The organism is Streptomyces sp. NPDC088197 (assembly GCF_044741185.1).
In the GTDB taxonomy this organism is placed as follows: Bacteria; Actinomycetota; Actinomycetes; order Streptomycetales; family Streptomycetaceae; genus Actinacidiphila.
On the sequence record NZ_JBIUSD010000003.1, the window covers coordinates 382886 to 402867 of the forward strand.

Consider the following 19982-nt stretch of genomic DNA (forward strand, 5'->3'; position numbering starts at 1 on the left):
ACGCGGCACGCCCGGCGGCGGCCGGAGAGGAGCCATCCCATGGCGGACCACGGCACGGCCGGCCGGCGGGAGGACCGGGGTCGGGTGGTCGACCACGGCGGCGGGGTGTGGAGCGTGCCGGTGCCGATTCCCGACAACCCGCTCGGGTACACGCTGGTGCACCTGCTCGACACCGACGACGGGCCGGTGCTGGTGGACAGCGGGTGGGACCATCCGGACTCGTTCGCGGCGCTGGAGCGCGGGCTGCGGGAGGCGGGCACGTCGGTGGGTGACATCCTGGGGGTGCTGGTGACGCACCACCATCCGGACCACCACGGGCTGAGCGCGCGGGTGCGGGAGGCGTCGGGGGCGTGGATCGCGATGCACGCGGCCGACATCGACGTGGTGCGGCGCACGCGGGAGGCCGAGCCGGGTGTGTGGGTGGAGTACCTGCTGGCGCGGCTGGCGGCGGCGGGCGCGCCCGAGGAGCACCTGGCGCCGCTGCGCGAGTACGGCGGGCAGGCGCTGCCGGGACGGCCGCCCGCGCTGCCGGACCGCGAGATCGTCCCCGGCGAGCGGCTGCCGCTGGCGGGCCGTCGGCTGCGCGCGGTGTGGACACCAGGACACACGCCGGGGCACGTCTGCCTGTATCTGGAGGAGAGTCGCCGGCTGTTCTCCGGTGACCACCTCCTGCCGGAGATCTCGCCGCACATCGGCCTGTACGAGGACCCGGACGCCGTCGTCGAGACCGACCCGCTCGGCGACTACCTCGACTCGCTCGAACGCATCGCCCGCCTGGCCCCCGCCCAGGTGCTCCCGGCGCACCAGTACGCCTTCGCGGGCGCCGCCGGCCGGGTCGGCGAGCTCCTGGAGCACCACGCCGCGCGCCTGGCCGAGCTCCTCGCCCTCATCACCCCCGGCCCCCGCACCCCCTGGCAGCTCGCCGAGGCGCTGCCCTGGAACCGTCCCTGGTCGCGCATCCCCACGTCCTCGCGGACCATCGCCGTCTCCGAGACCGAGGCGCATCTGCGGCGGCTGACCAAGGCGGGGCGCGCCGAGCCCGTGCCGGGGTCCGACCCGGTGACGTACCGGGCCGTATAGCGCGGCACCGGGACGTTAGGGTGTTCCTCATGCTCCTGCGCCGCCGCGCCACCACCGTGGCCACCGTCGCCGTCCTGGCACTGGCCGCCCTGACGGCGGCGCCGTCCGCCGTCGCCGCGTCGCACGACACGCGGTCGCGCGTGACGGCGGCGAGCGCGACGGCCTCGCCCAGCCCGACCGGCGACACGAAGAAGGACGGCGGATCGGCGGGCACCAGTACGTGGCTGATCGTCAGCATCTTCTTCGTCGCGAGCGTCGGCGTGGGCTTCCTGCTCAGCGGCCGCAAGGGCCGCAGGCAGCGCTGACCCCCGCGCGGGGCTCGTCCGGGCGGTGCCTCACAGCCGCTGGATGATCGTGCCCGTGGCGAGCGCGCCGCCCGCGCACATCGTGATCAGGGCGAACTCCTTGTCGGCGCGCTCCAGTTCGTGCAGCGCGGTGGTGATCAGCCGGGCGCCGGTGGCGCCGACGGGGTGGCCGAGCGCGATGGCGCCGCCGTTGACGTTGACCTTTTCGAGGTCCTGGTCGAAGACCTGGGCCCAGGACAGGACGACGGAGGCGAAGGCTTCGTTGATCTCGACGACGTCGATGTCCCGCAGCGTCATCCCGGCCTTGCCGAGGACGGCGCGAGTGGCGTCGACGGGTCCGTCGAGGTGGAAGTGCGGGTCGGAGCCGACCAGGGCCTGGGCGACGATCCGGGCGCGGGGGCGCAGGTGCAGGGCGCGGGCCATCTTCTTGGAGGCCCACATCACGGCGGAGGCGCCGTCGGAGATCTGCGAGGAGTTCCCCGCGGTGTGGACGGCGGTGGGCATGACGGGCTTGAGCCCGGCGAGCCCGTCCATGGTGGTGTCGCGCGGGCCCTGGTCGCGGTCGACCAGCCGCCACATGCCGAGCCCGGCGTGCTGCTCGTCCTCGGTGGTGGGCACCTGGACGGCGAAGGTCTCGCGCTTGAAGCGCTCCTCGGCCCAGGCGCGGGCGGCGCGTTCCTGCGAGATGAGGCCGAGCCGGTCGACGTGCTCGCGGGTGAGTCCGCGGCGGCGGGCGATCCGTTCGGCGGCCTCGAACTGGTTGGGCAGGTCGACGTTCCACTCGTCGGGGAACGGCTTGCCGGGCCCGTGCTTGGAACCGCTGCCCAGCGGCACCCGCGACATGGCCTCGACTCCGCAGCCGATGCCGATGTCGATGACGCCCGCGGCGACCATGTTGGCCACCATGTGGTTGGCCTGCTGCGAGGACCCGCACTGGCAGTCGACGGTGGTCGCGGCGGTCTCGTAGGGCAGGCCGACGGCGAGCCAGGCGTTGCGCGCGGGGTTCATGGACTGTTCCCCGGCGTGGGTGACGGTGCCGCCGACGATCTGCTCGACGGCGTCGGCCTGGATGCCGGTGCGGCCGAGCAGTTCGCGGTAGGTCTCGCCGAGCAGATAGGCGGGGTGGAGGTTGGCGAGCGCGCCGCCGCGCTTGCCGATCGGGGTGCGTACGGCTTCGACGATGACGGGTTCAGCGGCCATGAAGCTCGTCCTCTTCTCAACTAAACTAGTACGCGTTCTAGTTCTTCCCGCAGTCTTATTACCCGCGGTACGGCGCGCGCAAGAGTCGCGCACGGCCCACGTCGTTCCCGTACGTGATCCACACGCCCGCGGCCCTTGCGACTTGTGGAACTCGTTACTACCTTCGGTCGTATATCTGATGGACCGTCAGACAACTTATGACACGTCAGACCTGGAGTGCCGATGCCCTGTCCCGCGCTTCCCGAAGGCTTCGACTTCACCGATCCGGACGTCTACCAGGACCGCGTCCCCCTCCCGGAACTGGCCGAACTCCGGCGGACCGCCCCGGTGTGGTGGAACGCCCAGCCGCACAACACCGCGGGTTTCGGAGACGACGGCTACTGGGTGGTGACCCGGCACGCGGACGTCAAGGCGGTGTCGACCAACCCGGAGGTCTTCTCCTCGTACACCAACACCGCGATCATCCGCTTCAACGACCGGATCAGCCGCGACCAGATCGACGTGCAGCGCTTCATCATGCTCAACATGGACCCGCCCGAGCACACCCGGCTGCGGCAGATCGTCCAGCGCGGCTTCACCCCGCGGGCGATACGGGCCCTGGAGGACGCGCTGCGGGCCCGCGCCCAGCGGATCGTGACCGGCGCGGCGGAGGCGGGCCGGGGGAACTTCGTCACCGACGTCGCGTGCGAACTCCCGCTCCAGGCCATCGCCGAACTCATCGGCGTGCCGCAGGACGACCGGCTCAAGCTCTTCGACTGGTCGAACAAGATGGCCGCGTACGACGACCCGGAACTCGCCATCACCGAGGAGATCGGCGCCGAGTCGGCGATGGAGCTGATCTCGTACGCGATGAACATGGCCGCCGCCCGCAAGCAGTGCCCGGCCGCCGACATCGTCAGCAAACTCGTCGCCGCGTCCGACGAAGGCAGCCTGACCTCCGACGAGTTCGGCTTCTTCGTGCTCGTGCTGACCGTCGCGGGCAACGAGACGACGCGCAACGCCATCACCCACGGCATGCACGCGTTCCTGACCCACCCCGAGCAGTGGGAGCTGTTCAAGGAGCGGCGCCCGGACACGACATCGGACGAGATCGTCCGCTGGGCCACCCCGATCGTGTCCTTCCAGCGCACCGCCACCCGGGACACCGAACTCGGCGGCGCGAAGATCAAGGCGGGCGACCGGGTGGGGATGTTCTACTCCTCCGCCAACAACGACCCCGAAGTCTTCGACGACCCGGGCACGTTCGACATCCTGCGCGATCCCAACCCGCACCTCGGGTACGGCGGCGGGGGCCCGCACTACTGCCTCGGCGCGAATCTCGCCAAGCTGGAGATCAACCTGATGTTCAACGCCATCGCCGACAATCTGCCGGACATCCGGCTGCTCGGCGACCCGCGGCGGCTGCGCTCGGCGTGGATCAACGGGGTCAAGGAACTGCGCGTCGACTACGGGGGCCCTCACCGTAGGTGAGAGCCCCCGTCCGTCCGCTGTCGTCAGCCGTCGGCCGCGCGCCTGCGCCCGCGCGCGGTCCGGTCCGGCTGCGACGTCAGATGCCGGTCGTCAGCAACTGCCGTGTCATGTCACGGTACTTGGTGAGCGCGATCCGCAACTCCTCGGTCCCGGTGCCGTCGCTTCCGTCGTCACCGTGCCACGACCCGCGCAGCGCGGTGCGCCGCTCCTCCAGCAACCGGGTCAGCCGCGCCGCGGCCTCGTCCAGTACGGCGTCCGCCTCGCGCACGGCGCGCTTCGGGTCGTCCACGAAGCCGCCGACCGCGCGGTCCATCCGCCGGCTCAGCCGGTCCACTTCCTCGGCCCCGCCGTCGGCCGCACCGGACGTGCCGTCCGTCGCGGTCGTGGACGTGTCCGTGTGCGCGGACGTGTCCGTACGTGCGGACTCAGACGTGGAGGTGTCCGTACGTATGGACGCGGGCGTGGATGTGTCCGTACGCGTGGCCGTGGTCTCCGTCTCGGAGGCGGTGCCGGGCTTGGTGGCGAACGCCGAGGTCCCGGTGCCGGGACCGGACGTGCGCTCGGCCTCCGGCTCGGTCGCGGTGGTCCCGGTCGTCGACTCGGCGGGCGTACGCGGCGCCGGTACGGACGTGCTCGCGCTGGTACCCGTGCCGGTCGTCGCCCGCCCGGTGTCGGAGCCGGAGGTCCCGGCAGCCTCAGCGGTTTCGGCGGCCTCAGCGGTCTCGGAGGACTTGGAGGCCCCCGAGGTCCAACGGGCCGATGTGTCCGAGCCGGTGGAGGAAGCCGCTTCGGGCTCCTTCTCCCGCTGTTCGGAGAACTCGGACCTGTCCAGTCTGCCGGGCCGGTCGGTCCCGGACGACGCCTTGGAGGCGGCCCGGCTCCCGGTGCCGGTCTCGGCCTTGTCGGCCTCGGACTCGGACCCGGTCCCAGTGCCGGTCCCGCTCCCGTACGTGGTCGTCCGGGTCTTGCCGGACCCGATCCTGTCCGTGCCGTTGCGCTCCGTGCCGGTCCGGTCCGCGCTGCTGCGGTCCGTGCCGGTCCTGTCGGTGCCGGTCGCGGCCTTCTCCGCCTCGGTCTTCTCGGCCTCGGCCCGGTCGGTACCGGTCTTCTCGGTGTCGCGGTCACTCATCGCTTCATCTCCCTGTCCGTGGTCCTGCTGAGCCGACTCGTCCGGCCGGCGCAGGGTGGTGCACCCCGCTTGGGGGGTCGAGCGGCGCCCAGCCGAACGTCACAGACGTTCGTCCGCGTCGTCGTGCTCCCGCCGCCCGCCGCTAAGGGCCGCGAACCGGCCGCCGAGCGCACCGCGCCGACCGCCCGCCTTCGCGTCCTCGTCGGCCGCGGCGTCGTGCTCCACGACGGGCTCGTCGGCCTCGTCAGCCCGCTCCGTGGTGTTCTTCGTTCCGCGCGCGCTCTCGGTCATCAGCTCGTCGAAGAGCCCTCGCGCGCCCAGCAGCGCCTTGCGCAGGTCTTCCGTGGACTGCCGCTTCTGCGGCGCCGCGGAACCGGGGGCCCCTACGGAGTCGACCAGCGTGTGGGCCTGGCGGTAACCGTGCACCGCGTGCGGGTGGTGGACGGACAGCGCGTCGAAGTGCTCCGGCTCCCGCGCGGCCGGGAAGCCCCGGTCGGCGGCGATCTCGCCGATCAGCGCGTCGGCCTGGCCGACCGCCGCGACGGGCTCGTCCACGAATCGCGCCTGGAGGGCGGTCCAAGCGGCGGTGTACCGCTCCCGCTCCTGCTCGGAGACGGGTCGCAGTTCGAGGTCGCCGTGGCGCTTGACCCGCTCGGCGAGTTCCGCCCGGGTGGCCTTCACATCGCCGTCGTGCCGTTCGAGCACGCGGTCGTACTCGGGTCCGAAGCGATGCTTCAGCCGCGCTCCCGAACCCACACCTCCCGTACCGTCGCCCCTCATCACCAGGGTCGCGATCAGCGCCAGGACAATCAGCGCCACTACGACGATGGCTACAGTCGCTCCGGTGGACATGGCGTGCCTCCCGTTCCTACGGGTCGTCAGACAGTGACGTTCTCTCCCTGCTCGGCTTGCCACTGCCAGGCACCGCAAACGGACGGCTTCAGGACGACGGGCTCGAACCCTCAGGCCGGAGGCGTACGGCCGGCCGCCGGCTGGTGCCGCGTACGGCCCTCGGGGCGGTCCCCGTCGCCGCCGCACAGTTCGCCGCTCAGCTTCGTGACCAGGGCGGCCAGGTCGGCGTGGGCGGCCGGGTCCCAGTCGCCGAGCAGATCGGCGAGGACCGTGCGCCGCGCCTCGGTCAGGCGTCCGGCCAGCGCGTGTCCGGACGCGGTGAGGACCAGCGGACCGCCGTCGCGTACGGCGAAGCCGCGGGACAGCGACTCGTCGGCCGCCGCCTCGATGACCTCGGCGGGCACGGTGGTACGGGCGGCCAGCTCGACCGGGTCGCCCTCGCCGTCGTGGGCCAGCCGCAACAGCAGCCAGCTCGTGGCGGGGTGGATGTCGAGCCCGGCCAGACCGGTGATCCGGGTGTAGAGGTCGCGGCGGGCTTCCCGGCTGCCGAGCAGCGAAAGGCAGCGGGCGATCTCGTCGAGCGAGGACCGCTCCACCGGGTTGGTGCCGAGCGTCTCGCTGGCGTCCGGCACGGTCACCGTGCCCCGCAGCGGCTGCTCCTTGAGCAGCCACGCCAGCAGGAAGCCGACCAGCACGATCGGCACCGCCCACAGGAAGACGGTGGTGATCGAGTTCGAATACGCGTGCAGCACGGGCCCCTTGACGGCCGCGGGCAGCTTGCCGACCGCCGTCGGGTCGGCCTGGAACTGCGCCGGATTGACCCCGGCGGGCAGCGACTTGCCCGCGAAGGCCGATGTCAGCTCGTCGGAAAGGCGGTTGGCGAAGATCGTGCCGAACAGCGAGACGCCGAAGGACGCGCCGATGGAGCGGAAGAAGGTGGCGCCCGAGGTGGCCGAGCCCAGGTCCTCGTACCCGACGGCGTTCTGCACGGCCAGCACCAGCACCTGCATCACCAGGCCGAGACCGAGGCCGAAGACCAGGAAGTACAGGCTCATCACCCAGGTGCTGGTCGTCTCGTCCAGGGTGTGCAGCAGGACGAGTCCGACGGCGATGACGCCGGTGCCCGCGATCGGGAAGACCTTGTAGTGGCCGGTGCGGCTGACGATCTGCCCCGACACCGTGGACGACAGCAGCATGCCGATCACCATCGGGATCATGTGCACGCCGGACAGCGTGGGCGAGAAGCCGTGCACGACCTGGAGGAAGGTCGGCAGGAACGTCATCGCGCCGAACATCGCGAAGCCGATGATGAAGGAGATCACCGAGCAGAGCAGGAACGTACGGTTGCGGAACAGCTTCGGCGGCAGCACCGGCTCCTGCGCGCGGCGCTCGATCGCCACGAACAGCGCGATGAGGACGACTCCGGCGACCGCGAGGCCGATGATCCCGGCCGAACTCCACGCCCATGTGGTGCCGCCGAGCGAGGTCATCAGCACCAGGCAGGTCGCCGCTGCGGCGATCACCGCCATGCCGAGGTAGTCGATCCGGTGGGCCGTACGGCGGACCGGGATGTGCAGCACCGCGGCGATCACGGCGAGCGCGATGATCCCGATGGGGAGGTTGATGTAGAACACCCAGCGCCAGGAGAGCTGCTCGGTGAACACCCCGCCCAGCAGCGGCCCGAGGACGCTCGCCGCGCCGAACACCCCGCCGAACACGCCCTGGTAGCGACCGCGGTCGCGCGGCGGCACGATGTCGCCGACGATGGCCATCGACAGCACGATCAACCCGCCGCCGCCCAGGCCCTGGAGGGCCCGGAAGGCGATCAACTCGCCCATGTTCTGGGCGATTCCGCAGAGCACGGAGCCGATCAGGAAGATCACGATGACGGTCTGGAAGAGCCGCTTCCTGCCGTACATGTCGCCGAGCTTGCCCCACAGCGGGGTGGCCGCGGTCGACGCCAGCAGATAGGCCGTCACCACCCACGACAGGTGGTCGATGCCGCCCAGTTCGCTGACGATCGTGGGCAGCGCGGTGGACACGATGGTCTGGTCGAGGGCGGCCAGCAGCATGCCGAGCGCCAGGGCGCTGATCGCGATCCGCACCGCTCGCTTGTCCTGGTGCTGCCCCGGCTCTGCCGCCGCCGGGCCCGCGGCGGTCGTGGTGTCCTGGGCCATGGAACGGCTCCTCGCGTCATCCCCCGACGGTCGGAACCTTATATTCCCACCATTTGTACGACTTTGGCCTCCGATACTCGCCCACTTGTGCGGTCAGCGGGCTGCGCTCGCCGCCGGAGGTCGGCATAATCGGCACGTCTTTGCGAATATGCGAAATGCGAACGACGGCCGGGAGGGGAACCAGTGGCGCCGCAGCCGGACGCTGCCCGCGAGGTGGACGCCGAGGCGTCCTCGGCGGGGATACCGGTCGTGCCCGGGGTGCCGCACGCTTCGTCCGAGGTGACCGCCCCGCGGCCGCCGACGCCGCCGCCGAGCGCGCTGGTGCCGCCGGGGGCCCTGGTCACCTGGGACGACTCGGCCGAGCCGGGCCCGCCCGGCCTCCCCGGCGAGCAGGACGAGGGCGGGGAGACGCGGGCGGCGGAGCGTTCCGCCGCGCGGGCCGCCGCGCTCGCCGCCACCGAGGGCTTCCACCCGCTTCGGATGCGCCCCTACGTCGCCGAGCCGGACGGCGAGGCGGGCGAGACGACCGTACGGCCACTGCTGGCGCCCGGCGACAGCGGTCCCGAGACCGCCGATGTCGGGCTGTTCGCCGCGCTGTACTCCGGCGTGGAGTACGCGCCGCGGGGGGACGCCGAGGCCGGGACCCCGGCCGCGTTCGCCGGGGCGGCGGCCGGGACGGGGCTGTACCAGGACCGGGGCAGGCACCGGCGCCGCAGACGGGGCCTGGTGGTGGCCGCGGCCGCGGTCGCGGCCTCCGCGCTGGCCGCGGGCGCCGTCGCCGTCACCGGACAGGTCATGGGCGACGAGCCGCGCACCGACCGGGCGCTGCCGCCGGACCGGACGTCCTCGATGCCGGACGTCGAGCTGCCGACGGAGTCCACCGCCGTCGTGGGCACCGTGGCCGTCGGCGCCCCGCGCCACACGCCCGCGCCGACCACGACCTCCGCCGCGCCGGTGGTGCCCGAGGCCGCCACGGCGCCGCCGTCCCCATCTACGACGGCTCCCGCCGCCACCGGCTCCACGCCGTCGGCCCCCGCCGCGCCCGCCACCACCGGCTCCACGCCGTCCGCCCCCACCGCGCCGGCCGACCCGGCCCCCACCACGCCCCCCGTCACCCCGACCTCCCCCGCCTCCAAGATCCTCCAGCTCGGCGACACCGGCGCCGCCGTCTCCGATCTCCAGCAGCGGCTCCGCGACGTGTGGGTCTACCACGGCCACGTCAACGGCTCCTACGACCAAGGGGTTCGCGAGGCCGTCGCCATGTTCCAGATCTGGTACGGCGTCCGCGGCGACCCCATCGGCGTCTACGGCCCCCAAACCCGCACCACCCTCGAACACCAAACCAGCTAGCGCCGCTTTCCGAAGCGTGGGCGCCCCCGCAAGACCCCGGGCTCCGCCCCGACGCTCCCGCACCTCACCACCCGCCCCGGCGGGGCAGACCGGTTGTCCCCGGACCACCGGCCGGTGGGGGCCGGCCGCGCAGTTCCCCGCGCCCCTAACGGGGCCCACCCCCTTTCGCCCGGACGGCAAGCCGATCTTTCAAGGGGCGCGGGACTGTGTTTAATCTGCGGCTGCCGCCGCGTGGGCGCGCTCAGCCGAAGCGCTCCCGCACCTCACCACCCGCCCCAGCGGGGCAATCCGGTAGTCCCCGGACCACCGGCCGGTGAGGGCTGGCCGCGCCGTTCCCCGCGCCCCTGACGGGGCACACCCACTTCCGCCCAGGCGGCGAGCCGATCTTTAAAGGGGCGCGGGGAACTGCGCCACCAGCCACGACGCCCCCGCACGTCACCACCCGCCCCGGCGGGGCAGATCGGTTGTCCCCGGACCACCGGCCGGTGATGGGTTACCCGCGCAAGCCCGCGCGGGCGGCGCCCCGCCGGGAGGGTGGAGGTTCTAGGGTCGAGGGATGGTCACGCAGGCGTTCGGGGTCGCGGAGTTCCAACTGGTGCTGCTGCGAAGAATGGCGGACCACCAACCGGAATTGGTGGACGAGGCGCTCCGGTCGCTGGGAGCGACACACGCCCAGGCGCGCGAGGCGCACAAGAGGTGGCAGGCGAGAGCCCACTCGCGCACGTTCCCGACCGGTGAGCGGAGGTACAGGACGGCGCTGGGCCCTCCGGAGACGGAGGAGGAGCGGCGGATCGGCGACCTGACGTGCCGGGCCCTGCGCTGGCCGACACCTCTGTGGCCGGACCTGAGATTCGAGGTGCTGTGCGCACCCGGCGGCGGCTCGGCGGTGTGGAACGAGTGGCTCGTACGGGCCCCGGAAGCGCCCGCGCCAAGGCTGCGGGAGGTGGCCGACCTGACGCCGTGGTCGTGCACGGTGGACGACGCGGCCAGGGCCTTCCCGCCCGCGGAACCGCTGCCGCCGGACGCGCCGAGCCGTACCCGCGTGGCGCTGACACCGCCCGGCGGCGGCGCGAGGGTGGTCGCGCACTTCACATGGGGCCTGTTGCAGTACGTGGACCAGGGGGACTGGCGCTGAGCGCCCCACTTTTGTACCGTGAGGGAACAAAGTGGTTCCGCCCGCTTCCCTGACCGGCGGGCGGAACCACGTTGCCGTTGATCACCGATGTGCCGAGGAGCCCCAGAACATGCCCGTCCTCTCCGCGAAAGCCCTGCTGCTGGACATGGACGGAACGCTGGTGAATTCGGACGCCGTCGTGGAGCGCTGCTGGCGCGCCTGGGCCGGCCGCCACGGCCTGGACGCCGACGCGGTGCTGAAGGTCGTGCACGGCCGCCAGGGCCACGCGACGATGGCCGTCCTGCTCCCCGACCGCCCGATGGCAGAGAACTACGCGGAGAACGCGCTGATGCTCGCCGAGGAGACCGCCGACACCGACGGTGTCGTGCAGGTGCCCGGTGCCACCGCCTTCCTGGCCTCGCTCGACGGCCACCCGCACGCGCTGGTGACCTCGGCGAGCGAGGAACTGGCCACGACCAGGATGGCCGCCGCGGGCCTGCCGCTGCCGCCCGTCATGGTGACCGCGGAGCGGGTGAGCGCGAGCAAGCCGGACCCCGAGGGCTTTCTGAAGGGCGCGGCGGAGCTGGGCTTCGCGCCCGAGGACTGCGTGGTGTTCGAGGACGCCGAGGTCGGCATCGCGGCGGCGCGGGCCGCCGGAATGCGCGTGATCGGCGTCGGCCCGCGCGCCGCGGTCCACGCGCCCACCGCGCACGTCGACTCGCTGGAGCGGGTGCGGGTCGAGGCCGTCGCGGACGGCGGCCTCCGTATCGTCGTCGACTGAGACGTACGGACGCGTCGTACGGACAGGACGTACAGCCGAGACGCACGCACGCGACGCACGCACGAGCCGTAGGGCCGTACGGGGACGCGTGAGAACGAACGGGCCGGACCCTCGTCAGGGTCCGGCCCGCCGTGCCGTACGGACCCGCGGAACGTCAGCCCGCGGCGGCCTCGTACAGGCTGAATCCGGCGAGCACCACCATCACAGCTGCCGCGATCTTCGTGATCAGCGCCAGCGGCACCCGCTTCATGAGCAGCCGCCCGCCGAAGATGCCCAGGGCCGCGACCGCCCACAGGCCGAGGACGGCGCCGATGCCGACCGAGACCGGGTCGTCGTAGCGGGCGGCGAGATTGGCGGTCATGATCTGCGTGAGGTCACCGAATTCGGCGACCAGGATGAGCATGAAGCCGGTGCCCGAGACCTTCCAGAAGCTCTGGTTGGCGGGCTCGCGCACCTCCTCCTCGTCGTCGCCCTTGGAGAAGAGCAGCATGGCCGCGCCGCCGAGGAAGAGCAGTCCGACCACGCCCTGGACCCAGCGGTGCGGCAGCAGGGTGAGCAGACTGCCCGCGGCGATGGCGAGGGCGACGTGGACGACGAAGGCGGCGGCGACGCCCACGAAGACGTACGAGGCGCGGTAGCGGGTGCCGAGCATGAGCCCGGCGAGCGCGGTCTTGTCGGGGAGTTCGGCAAGGAAGATCACGCCGAAGACGACGGCGATGACGGTCAGGCTGAGCACGGGGTCTGGTCCTCAATCGGTCGGGCGCCGCACCGAGAGATCCAGGGGAACGTCAAGCCGTATCTGAGATCGCTTCGGCACGGCAGCGTCGGAACACTGCGGCCGAAGGTCTCGCTGGCGGGCTGTACGCGCATCGCGCGGCACATCCGCCTCCGGGCGCCGGCTCAGAACAGCGAACTGCGGCTGAACTGAGCAGTATGTCGACGGTCCGGCGAAGAGCTACTCCCCTTCTGCTCCGACGAGTCTACGCGACGCCCGAACGGGGTACCGCACCGCGCGGTCGCGGAGTCAGGTCCCCCGGTCCGAAGGCCCGGTCACAGGGCCGGAACGCGGGTGATGCGGCCCCGCGCGACCAGTTCCAGGACGACGGAGACCGCGACCGCCTGGACGGCCATCAGCGCGATGAGGACGAAGAACTGCACGGCCCCGGCCGACACGGGGCTCGCGCCGCCCAGCAGCATGCCCACGAAGGCACCGGGCAGGGTCACCAGGCCCACCGTCCTGGTCTGGTCGAGTCCGGGGACCAGCGCCCCGGAGGCGGCCGGTCTGGCGATCTCCAGGCGCGCGTCGCGGTCGGAGAAGCCCAGCGCCATCGCGGCCTCCACCTCGCCCGCGCGCAGCTTCAGCTCCTCCAGGGCGCGCCGCCCGCCGAGCACGGTGGCGGTGAGCGCGCCGCCGATGAGGATTCCGGCCACGGGGATGAGCGCGATCCCGTCGATCGGCACCAGGCCGGTCAGCACGAGCACGACGACCACCGGCAGCGCGCCCGCCGCGACGGGCACCGCGGCCCACCACCAGGTGCGGTTGCGGGTGATCCGGCGCCCCGCGGTCCGCGACGCGACCGCGAACATCAGCGCCACGAAGCCCAGCAGCGCCGCCTGGTGCTTGACGACCCAGCCGATGAGGGCGGCGACCACCGCGAGCTGTACGGCCGCCCTGAGGCCCGCCAGGGCGATGCCGCGCGCGTAGTTGTCGTGCTCGTCGGCGAGCCTGGCGTACGCGGCGACCCCGGCGGCCGCCACGAGCAGCGCGGCGAGAACGAAGCCGAGGGTCTTGTCGACCGGCAGCAGGGACGAATTCGAGGCCAGCGACGTGGACAGCGTCTCGTGGGTGGACACTGGAGAAGCGGGTGCGGAAGCCACAGCGTCACTGTAGGCGGGCGCCCGCCCGGCGCCCCCGCCGATTCCCGCGCGGATCGTACGGATTTCCGATCAGTTCTCTGATCAGCGATGAACGGTCCCGGCGGAAAGTATTCTCGTAGTGATGTCTACTACGTCACGTGCCCTCGCCGGTTCCGGCGGTGCCCCTTGGCGTACGCTGTACGGCTGACGGTGGATGAAGATCTTCGACCACCGGACAGCACCCCTTCAGGACCCGGTTCGACGAGGCGGAACGCCGACGGAGAGCCGGACAGCACGGCAAGTACGAGGTGCCCGGCATCAGACGGGCGCTCCACGGGTACGAATTCGGCCAAGGACGAGGAGGCGCGGTGCTGCAAGGCCTGGGCTCCCTTTTCGACTGGCCCTGGATCTACGTGCTCGTGGCGAGTTCCGTGATCCTCGACGTCTTCGTGCCGGTGCTGCCGAGCGGTGTGCTGGTGATCAGTGCCGCCACCGCCGGGACCGCCAGCTCACGCGACGACATGCTCGACGTCTTCGCGCTGCTGGTGTGCGCCGCCGTCGCGTCCTGCCTCGGCGACCTGCTGGCGTACCGGCTGGCCTTCCGCGGCGGGGACTGGTTCGACCGGAGAGTGGCGTCCTCGCGGCGCCTGGCGGGCGCGCACGAACGGCTCGGACAGGTACTGCACCAGGGCGGCGGCGCCCTGGTGATCCTCGCCCGCTTCGCACCGGCCGGCCGCAGTGTGGTCAGCCTGGGCGCGGGCGCCGCCCGCCGCAGCCCGCGCGAGTTCCTGCCCTGGTCGGCGCTGGCCGGGGTCGCCTGGGCGACGTACAGCGTCGGACTCGGCTGGATCGGCGGCAAGTGGCTGGGCGCGAGCTGGCTCGGCACCCTGATGTCGTTCGTCGCGCTGCTGGGCGCCGGCGCCTTCGCCGCGTACGTCTTCCGCCGGGAGCGCCGCAGCGCGCTGGCCGCGGCGCTGGCCGCCGTGCCGCTCACCATCCCGCCGCAGGTGACGCCCCCGGACCGCGGCTCGGTCGTCGAGGCGCTGTAGCCGCCGCGGCCTCCGCGAGCGGTGGTTCCTGACCGCCGCGTGGCCGCCGCCTCACCTCGGGTGCGGTCCCGCACCCGGTCAGCGGCGACGACGCCGTCTGCTGGGGACCGCCCAGCCCGATCCGACGCCCGCCAGGTGCAGTGCGACGAAGACCAGTCCCGCGAGCAGCAGACTGATCGGCGTGAAGCCCGCGTCCGTGCTCGTGCTCGTGGCGTTGATGATGTACGCGATGGCGAAGATGACTGCCCCGATTGCGGCGAACATCCCGGACCTCCTGTAAGCCGGCCCTCGGGGCCGGCGGTGCTCGTGCGGTGCGGCGGCGCCGGGTGGCGTCCCCACCCACCGGTTGCCCCCGAACTCCCCCCTGACGCACACGGGTTCGAGCGCGCGCGGGGTCGCGCGCCCCGTGCGCCCCACCAAAAGCCGCGATCCGGATTTTCGGAAAGTATTCTCACTCGTTTCGGCAATAGGCAGCACTCTGCGTCACGGAAAGAATGAGGCCGTATCACCCGCTTACGGGAAGGACAGCACATGTCGGTTGATGCGGGCCAGGACACCGCACTCGGCAATCCGCACGACGACCAGGCGCGTACGAGTCTGGACACGTCGGCCGCCAGGAATCTGGCGACGACCACCAAGTCCGCCCCGCAGATGCAGGGCATTTCCTCCCGGTGGCTGCTGCGCGTACTGCCCTGGGTGCAGGTCAACGCGGGCACGTACCGGGTGAACCGCCGGCTGAGCTACTCGGTCGGCGACGGGCGCGTGACCTTCGTGAAGACGGGGTCCGAGGTCCGGGTGATCCCGCAGGAGCTGGGCGAGCTGGCCGCGCTGCGCTCGTTCAACGACGTCGGCGCGCTGACCGCGCTGGCGGACCGTTTCGTCCAGCGTGAATTCGCGCCGGGCGAGGTCATCGCCGAAGCCGGGACGCCCGCGGACACCGTCTATCTGCTGGCGCACGGCAAGGTCGAGAAGCTCGGCGAGGGGTCGTACGGCGAGCCGACCCGGCTCGGAGTCCTCGCCGACGGCGACCACTTCGGCGACCAGGCGCTGCTCGGCGCCGACGGCGAGTGGGAGTACACGGCCCGCGCGGCCACCGTCACCACGGTGCTGGCCCTGCCCCGGCAGGAGCTCGAACCGCTGCTCGGACAGTCAGAGGCGCTGCGCACGCACCTGGAGGCGCACCGCGCGATCCCGCGGCAGCGGGTCAACAAGCGCGGTGAGGCCGCGATCGAGCTGGCGTCGGGCCACAAGGGCGAGGAAGCGCTGCCCGGCACCTACGTCGACTACGAGGTCAAGCCGCGCGAGTACGAGCTGAGCGTCGCCCAGACCGTGCTGCGCGTCCACAGCCGTGTCGCGGACCTCTACAACGAGCCGATGAACCAGACCGAGCAGCAACTCAAGCTCACCGTCGAGGCGTTGCGCGAGCGCCAGGAACACGAGCTGATCAACAACCCCGAGTTCGGGCTGCTGCACAACGCGGACTACGACCAGCGCATCCAGCCGCACGCGGGCCCGCCGCTCCCCGACGACCTCGACGAGCTGCTCAGCAGGCGCCGCGGCACCAAGTTCTTCCTCGCCCACCCGCGGGCCATCGCCGCCTTCGGCCGCGAGTGCACCAGGGCGGGCCTCTACCCCGACCCGGTGGAGGTGCACGGCCACACCGTTCCCGGCTGGCGCGGTGTGCCCATCCTGAGCTGCAACAAGATCCCGGTCAGCACCGCCCGTACCAGCGCGATCATCGCGGTCCGCAGCGGCGAGGACAACCAGGGCGTCATCGGTCTCAACCAGACCGGGCTGCCCGACGAGTACGAGCCGGGGCTCAACGTCCGTTTCATGGGTATCGACGACAAGGCGATCATCAGCTACCTCGTCAGCACGTACTTCTCCGCGGCCGTCCTGGTGCCCGACGCGCTCGGCATCCTGGAGAACGTGAACGTGTCCAACTGGCGCTGACCGCACGGCGGTTCTCCTGAAAGCGGCTCCCCTGCCCGGCCTGGCAGGGGAGCCGCTTCGTTGTGTCCGCCGGTCGCGTTCCCGGCCGCGTCCGCCGTGCGCGTTCCCGGCCGTGTCCGCCGGGGCGCGCGCCCTGGTCAGCGGCGCAGTACGAGGTCCCGGAAGACGTCGGCGGAGACGGCGAGTCCGCCGCCGAAGGGATCGTCGAGGTCCCAGATCAGGAACAGCAGGAAGGCGATGAGCGCGCTGAACAGACCGGCGAGCAGCAACTCCTTCGGTGAGCGCCGGATCTGGAGGGTGAAGATCAGTCCGACCGTCACCAGCGCGCCGGCGATCAGGCCGAACCACACCATCCCCGGCATCGTCGCGCCCACGCTCTGACTGCGCGACGTGCGGGCCTCGTCGACGGCGGCGACCTCGTCGACCAGCGGCTGGTACGCCTGGGCGCCGAGGTCGGACGTGGGCGCGTACTGCGAGACGTCCTTGCGGAGCGTGTCGAGCAACGCGTTGCCCCGCGGATCCAGTTCGCCGTGGTTCTTCATGTACGGCCACTCCTTGTCGGCCACGAACGCCGCGTAGGCGTTCACGTCCGCGCGGATCCGGTCGCGTACGTCAACGGGATACACCTGCGCCCGCGCGCTCACCTCGTGCAACGCCTGTGCCTCGGCGAGGACTTCGGCCTGTGCCCCGCTCCTCCCCTCCCAGACGCCGGCGATGGCCAGACCGAGCACGATCGCGTAGACCACGCCGATCATCATGACCATGTACTCGATGACGTCGGGTGTCTCCGACGGATCGTCGTCCTCGTGGACCTTGCGCGTACGCAGCACGACCACGCCGAGGACCACAGCGCAGACCGCGGCCATCGCGATCACCAGCGCCAACCACTGCGACATGCGGAAATCCCCCTTGTTTCACGTTCAGTTGTTCCTGCTGCGACCGGAGTTGGAGCCGGAGGAGCCGGGCCGCAGGACGGCGACGGCCAGCACGGCGGGCACGGTGGTGAGCATCATCGTGATCATCAGCGACCGGCGGTGCTCCTTCGGCGCCGCGACCGGCGCCGGCGCCTTCTCCGGCCAGTGCACCGCCACCGGGGCGGCGGGCGGCGCGGGTTGGGACCGCGGCACCGGCGCGGGAGCCGGTACGGGTGCGGCGGTGGGTACGGGCTGCGGTACGGGTGCGGGCGCCGGGGGCTTCGGCGCGGGTCTGGGACGTGGCGTCACCGCCGCTTTCTGACTCGGCTTGGGAGTCGGGGTCGGAATGGGTGTCGGCGTGGGCGTGGGGGTCGGGGTCGGTGTGGGCGTGGGCGTGGGAGTCGGGGTGGGGGTGGGAGTCGGCGTGGGGGTCGGTGTCGGGGTAGGGCACGGCTTCGGATGGTGGTGGTGGCGGTGGCAGAGCCACGTCCAGGGCCACTGGTCCGGCCAGTACCCGCACCAGGGCACATACGGGTCGGGGTGGTGGTAACCGGGCCCGTGATGATCGGGCCGGTGCCGTCCGGGGTCGTGGTGCCCGGGGTCGTGGTGATCCGGGTCAGCGTGGTCCGGGCCGTGATGACCGGGGTCGTGCCATACGGGCTCGTGGTGCGTCGGCTGGTGCCGTACGGGCTCGTGGCGGTCGGGCACACGGCTGGGCGCGGGCGAGGTCGTCGGCGCGGCCGTGGGCTCGGGATCGGTCCTGTGGGTGGGAACAGACGTGGGCGCGGCCGTACGCGTCGGTTCGGGCGCGGGCGCGGGTGTGGTCGTGGGAGCGGGATTGGGTGTGGGTGCCCGGGTGGGCGGGGACGTGGGACCGGGATCGGGCCGGGAGGGCCGCGTCCGTGTCGGTGCGGGTGTGGGTGTCGATGTCCGGGTCGGTTCCGGACCGGGCGACGCGCGGTGCGACGGCGCGGGCGACGCGGCCTCGGACGGTACGGGTGACGCGTGGTGCGACGGGTGACGGGACGGCTCGGCGGGGCATGACTCCGCTCTGCCGTGGCCCGCTCCCGCCGGGCACCGCGCGCGCGGCTCGGCCGAGGCCACCGCGCCGAGTCCCCACGATCCTGCCGCCATCGTCACGACAAGCAGCGCCGTCCAACCGCGGACGCGCCTCCCCCTAGAAGTGGTCACCCTTCATGGTCAGCATGCGCGCGGCACGTGCCGACGCTTCCCGCGACCGTTCCCCCAAAGGAGTAACGAAGGCGTCAAACCCTCGATTTTCCGCGCGAATCAGCGCCGCCCGCACCGGCCGCCGCGCGGGCGTGACCGGGCCCGACTCGCAGCGGTTGAGGACCAGTTGGGAGCGGTCGCGGGTGCCGGTCCCCCGCGCGGCGGGGCGCGTCAGGCGGGGTCCTGCGGTGCGGCGGTCCCGTCCGTACACGCGTGCGCGCGGGGGGTCAGCGGGAGGTCGGCCGCGACCCGGAATCCGCCTCCGGCGAGGGGGCCCGCCGTCAGGGTGCCGCCGACGCTGCGGACGCGTTCGCGCATGCCGATCAGACCGAAGCCGGGGCCGAGGTCGGGCCCGTGGGCCGGGCCGTCGTGAGGGCCGTCGTGAGGGCTGACGTGAGGGCTGACGTGAGGGCTGACGTGAGGGCTGACGTGAGGGCTGACGTGAGGGCTGACGTGAGGGCCGAGGTGGAAGGTGGGTCCGAGGCCGGGCCCGGGCCCCGTGCCGACGGCCGCCCCGCCGTCGTCGGTGATCTCGACCAGCAGCGAGCCGGGGCCGACGCGCACGGTCACCTCGGCCCGCGCCCCGGCCCCCGCGTGCCGGGTGGTGTTCGTCAGGGCCTCCTGCACGATGCGGTACGCGGCGGCCTCGACGGCGGGCGGGATGTGCGGGTCCGCGCCGCCGGAGGAAGCACCTCGCGCCGTAAGCACGTTGAGCCGGGCCCCGGCCGGGCGGGCGAGGTCCGACAGCGCGGCCAGACCGGGCAACGGCCCCTCGTCGGCGGCCCGTTCGCCGTACCGCAGCACCTCCAGCGTGGTGCGCACCTCGACGCGGGCCGCGCGGCAGGTGTCCGCGATGCCGTCCAGCGCCTTGGACACCGCCGCCCGGTCGAACTCCTCGGGCGCCACCGTCATCACGTGCGCGGCCACCGCCGTCTGCACGCCGATCAGCGTGATGCTGTGCGCGAGCAGGTCGTGCAGGTCACGGGCGATCCGCAGCCGTTCCTCCGCCACCCGCCGGGCCGCCACCTCCTCCCGCGTCCGCTCGGCGCGCTCGGCCCGCTGCGTGGTCGCGGCCACCAACTGGCGGTGCACGCGCACGGTCGCGCCCGCCACCAGCACCGCCGCGATCCAGCCCGAGGTCCGCAGCGTGTCCACCGCTCCCCCGGCGTCCGAGACCCAGTCCGCCGCCACCGTGCCGCCGACGACCACCGTCCCGATGGCCGCCGCCCGCCACACCGGGCTCGTGGCCGCCGCCGTGAACAGCAGCGTCATCGAGCCCAGCACCGGCGCCGCGTGCGGATACCCGAGCGCGTGGTACGGCCCGAGGAACGCGACCGTCACCACCAGCGCGGCCGTCGTGTGCGTCCGCCGCCACAGCAGCGGGATCTGGCACCAGACCAGCAGCGTCCAGCCCAGCGCGTCGGGACGCGTCCCCGGCGTCAGCAGGGCCAGCGGCACCGACAGCGCCGCCAGCCCCGCCGCGAGCGCCGCGTCCTGGCGCGTCACGCGGCGCCCTCGCGG

At 72.5% G+C, this 19982-nt stretch carries 18 protein-coding genes; 9 read left to right on the forward strand and 9 right to left on the reverse strand.

Features of this window, described 5'->3' with window-relative positions:
* Window positions 1-39: 39 nt before the first annotated feature.
* Together ACIOC1_RS10155 and ACIOC1_RS10160 are read left to right on the forward strand one after the other, a co-directional pair.
* Window positions 40-1080 (forward strand): MBL fold metallo-hydrolase, encoded by a 1041-nt coding sequence (locus ACIOC1_RS10155; RefSeq protein WP_401853195.1) that lies wholly within the window; start codon window positions 40-42, stop codon window positions 1078-1080.
* A 29-nt stretch (window positions 1081-1109) separates the two neighbouring features.
* Complete coding sequence (locus ACIOC1_RS10160; protein ID WP_355345420.1) at window positions 1110-1385, forward strand: hypothetical protein; 276 nt, start codon at window positions 1110-1112, stop codon at window positions 1383-1385.
* A 30-nt stretch (window positions 1386-1415) separates the two neighbouring features.
* Here the strand turns inward: ACIOC1_RS10160 and ACIOC1_RS10165 are convergent, their stop codons facing one another.
* Window positions 1416-2585, reverse strand: a complete 1170-nt coding sequence (locus ACIOC1_RS10165) for a steroid 3-ketoacyl-CoA thiolase (RefSeq protein WP_355345423.1) — start codon at window positions 2583-2585, stop codon at window positions 1416-1418.
* A 222-nt stretch (window positions 2586-2807) separates the two neighbouring features.
* On the opposite strand from ACIOC1_RS10165, the gene ACIOC1_RS10170 reads away from it, so the two are divergent.
* Entirely contained in the window at window positions 2808-4055 is a 1248-nt protein-coding gene (locus tag ACIOC1_RS10170) for a cytochrome P450 (RefSeq protein ID WP_391116527.1), read from the forward strand.
* A 76-nt stretch (window positions 4056-4131) separates the two neighbouring features.
* Here ACIOC1_RS10170 and ACIOC1_RS10175 read toward each other — a convergent pair whose 3' ends face one another.
* From ACIOC1_RS10175 to ACIOC1_RS10185, 3 genes are all read right to left on the reverse strand, one after another.
* The gene (locus ACIOC1_RS10175; RefSeq protein ID WP_401853200.1) at window positions 4132-5184 is read right to left on the reverse strand and encodes a hypothetical protein; all 1053 of its coding nucleotides are present in this window, start codon (window positions 5182-5184) and stop codon (window positions 4132-4134) included.
* Window positions 5185-5283: 99 nt separating this feature from the next.
* The gene (locus ACIOC1_RS10180) at window positions 5284-6036 is read right to left on the reverse strand and encodes a hypothetical protein (protein ID WP_355345432.1); all 753 of its coding nucleotides are present in this window, start codon (window positions 6034-6036) and stop codon (window positions 5284-5286) included.
* Between the two features lie 110 nt (window positions 6037-6146).
* On the reverse strand, window positions 6147-8213 hold the full coding sequence (locus ACIOC1_RS10185) for a DHA2 family efflux MFS transporter permease subunit (RefSeq protein ID WP_391047316.1): 2067 nt from the start codon (window positions 8211-8213) through the stop codon (window positions 6147-6149).
* A gap of 183 nt (window positions 8214-8396) precedes the next feature.
* Between ACIOC1_RS10185 and ACIOC1_RS10190 the strand changes: the two genes are divergently transcribed.
* The 3 genes from ACIOC1_RS10190 to ACIOC1_RS10200 all read left to right on the forward strand — a co-directional run bounded on the left by ACIOC1_RS10190 (window position 8397) and on the right by ACIOC1_RS10200 (window position 11458).
* Window positions 8397-9563, forward strand: coding sequence for a peptidoglycan-binding protein (locus tag ACIOC1_RS10190; RefSeq protein WP_401853203.1), 1167 nt, complete (start codon window positions 8397-8399; stop codon window positions 9561-9563).
* Between the two features lie 556 nt (window positions 9564-10119).
* The gene (locus ACIOC1_RS10195) at window positions 10120-10698 is read left to right on the forward strand and encodes a hypothetical protein (protein WP_401853205.1); all 579 of its coding nucleotides are present in this window, start codon (window positions 10120-10122) and stop codon (window positions 10696-10698) included.
* A 109-nt stretch (window positions 10699-10807) separates the two neighbouring features.
* Entirely contained in the window at window positions 10808-11458 is a 651-nt protein-coding gene (locus tag ACIOC1_RS10200; RefSeq protein WP_401853207.1) for an HAD-IA family hydrolase, read from the forward strand.
* Between the two features lie 154 nt (window positions 11459-11612).
* Here the strand turns inward: ACIOC1_RS10200 and ACIOC1_RS10205 are convergent, their stop codons facing one another.
* Complete coding sequence (locus tag ACIOC1_RS10205; protein ID WP_355349992.1) at window positions 11613-12194, reverse strand: TMEM165/GDT1 family protein; 582 nt, start codon at window positions 12192-12194, stop codon at window positions 11613-11615.
* A 314-nt stretch (window positions 12195-12508) separates the two neighbouring features.
* Window positions 12509-13282 (reverse strand): ABC transporter permease, encoded by a 774-nt coding sequence (locus ACIOC1_RS10210; RefSeq protein ID WP_355350004.1) that lies wholly within the window; start codon window positions 13280-13282, stop codon window positions 12509-12511.
* A gap of 401 nt (window positions 13283-13683) precedes the next feature.
* Here ACIOC1_RS10210 and ACIOC1_RS10215 point away from each other — a divergent pair, with 401 nt between their 5' ends.
* Complete coding sequence (locus ACIOC1_RS10215) at window positions 13684-14364, forward strand: VTT domain-containing protein (protein WP_355349989.1); 681 nt, start codon at window positions 13684-13686, stop codon at window positions 14362-14364.
* A gap of 78 nt (window positions 14365-14442) precedes the next feature.
* On the opposite strand, the gene ACIOC1_RS10220 is transcribed toward ACIOC1_RS10215, so the two are convergent.
* Window positions 14443-14628: a hypothetical protein gene (locus ACIOC1_RS10220; RefSeq protein ID WP_188285091.1), complete on the reverse strand. Its 186-nt coding sequence runs from the start codon at window positions 14626-14628 to the stop codon at window positions 14443-14445.
* A gap of 267 nt (window positions 14629-14895) precedes the next feature.
* On the opposite strand from ACIOC1_RS10220, the gene ACIOC1_RS10225 reads away from it, so the two are divergent.
* Complete coding sequence (locus tag ACIOC1_RS10225) at window positions 14896-16317, forward strand: family 2B encapsulin nanocompartment shell protein (protein WP_355349985.1); 1422 nt, start codon at window positions 14896-14898, stop codon at window positions 16315-16317.
* 137 nt (window positions 16318-16454) lie between these two features.
* Here the strand turns inward: ACIOC1_RS10225 and ACIOC1_RS10230 are convergent, their stop codons facing one another.
* On the reverse strand, window positions 16455-17213 hold the full coding sequence (locus ACIOC1_RS10230) for a DUF4239 domain-containing protein (protein ID WP_401853209.1): 759 nt from the start codon (window positions 17211-17213) through the stop codon (window positions 16455-16457).
* Window positions 17214-17319: 106 nt separating this feature from the next.
* Here ACIOC1_RS10230 and ACIOC1_RS10235 point away from each other — a divergent pair, with 106 nt between their 5' ends.
* A complete protein-coding gene (locus ACIOC1_RS10235; RefSeq protein ID WP_355349979.1) occupies window positions 17320-17553 on the forward strand; it encodes a hypothetical protein in 234 nt (77 codons plus the stop codon).
* Window positions 17554-18632: 1079 nt separating this feature from the next.
* Here ACIOC1_RS10235 and ACIOC1_RS10240 read toward each other — a convergent pair.
* Window positions 18633-19967, reverse strand: a complete 1335-nt coding sequence (locus tag ACIOC1_RS10240) for a sensor histidine kinase (RefSeq protein WP_401853212.1) — start codon at window positions 19965-19967, stop codon at window positions 18633-18635.
* Window positions 19968-19982: the final 15 nt, after the last annotated feature.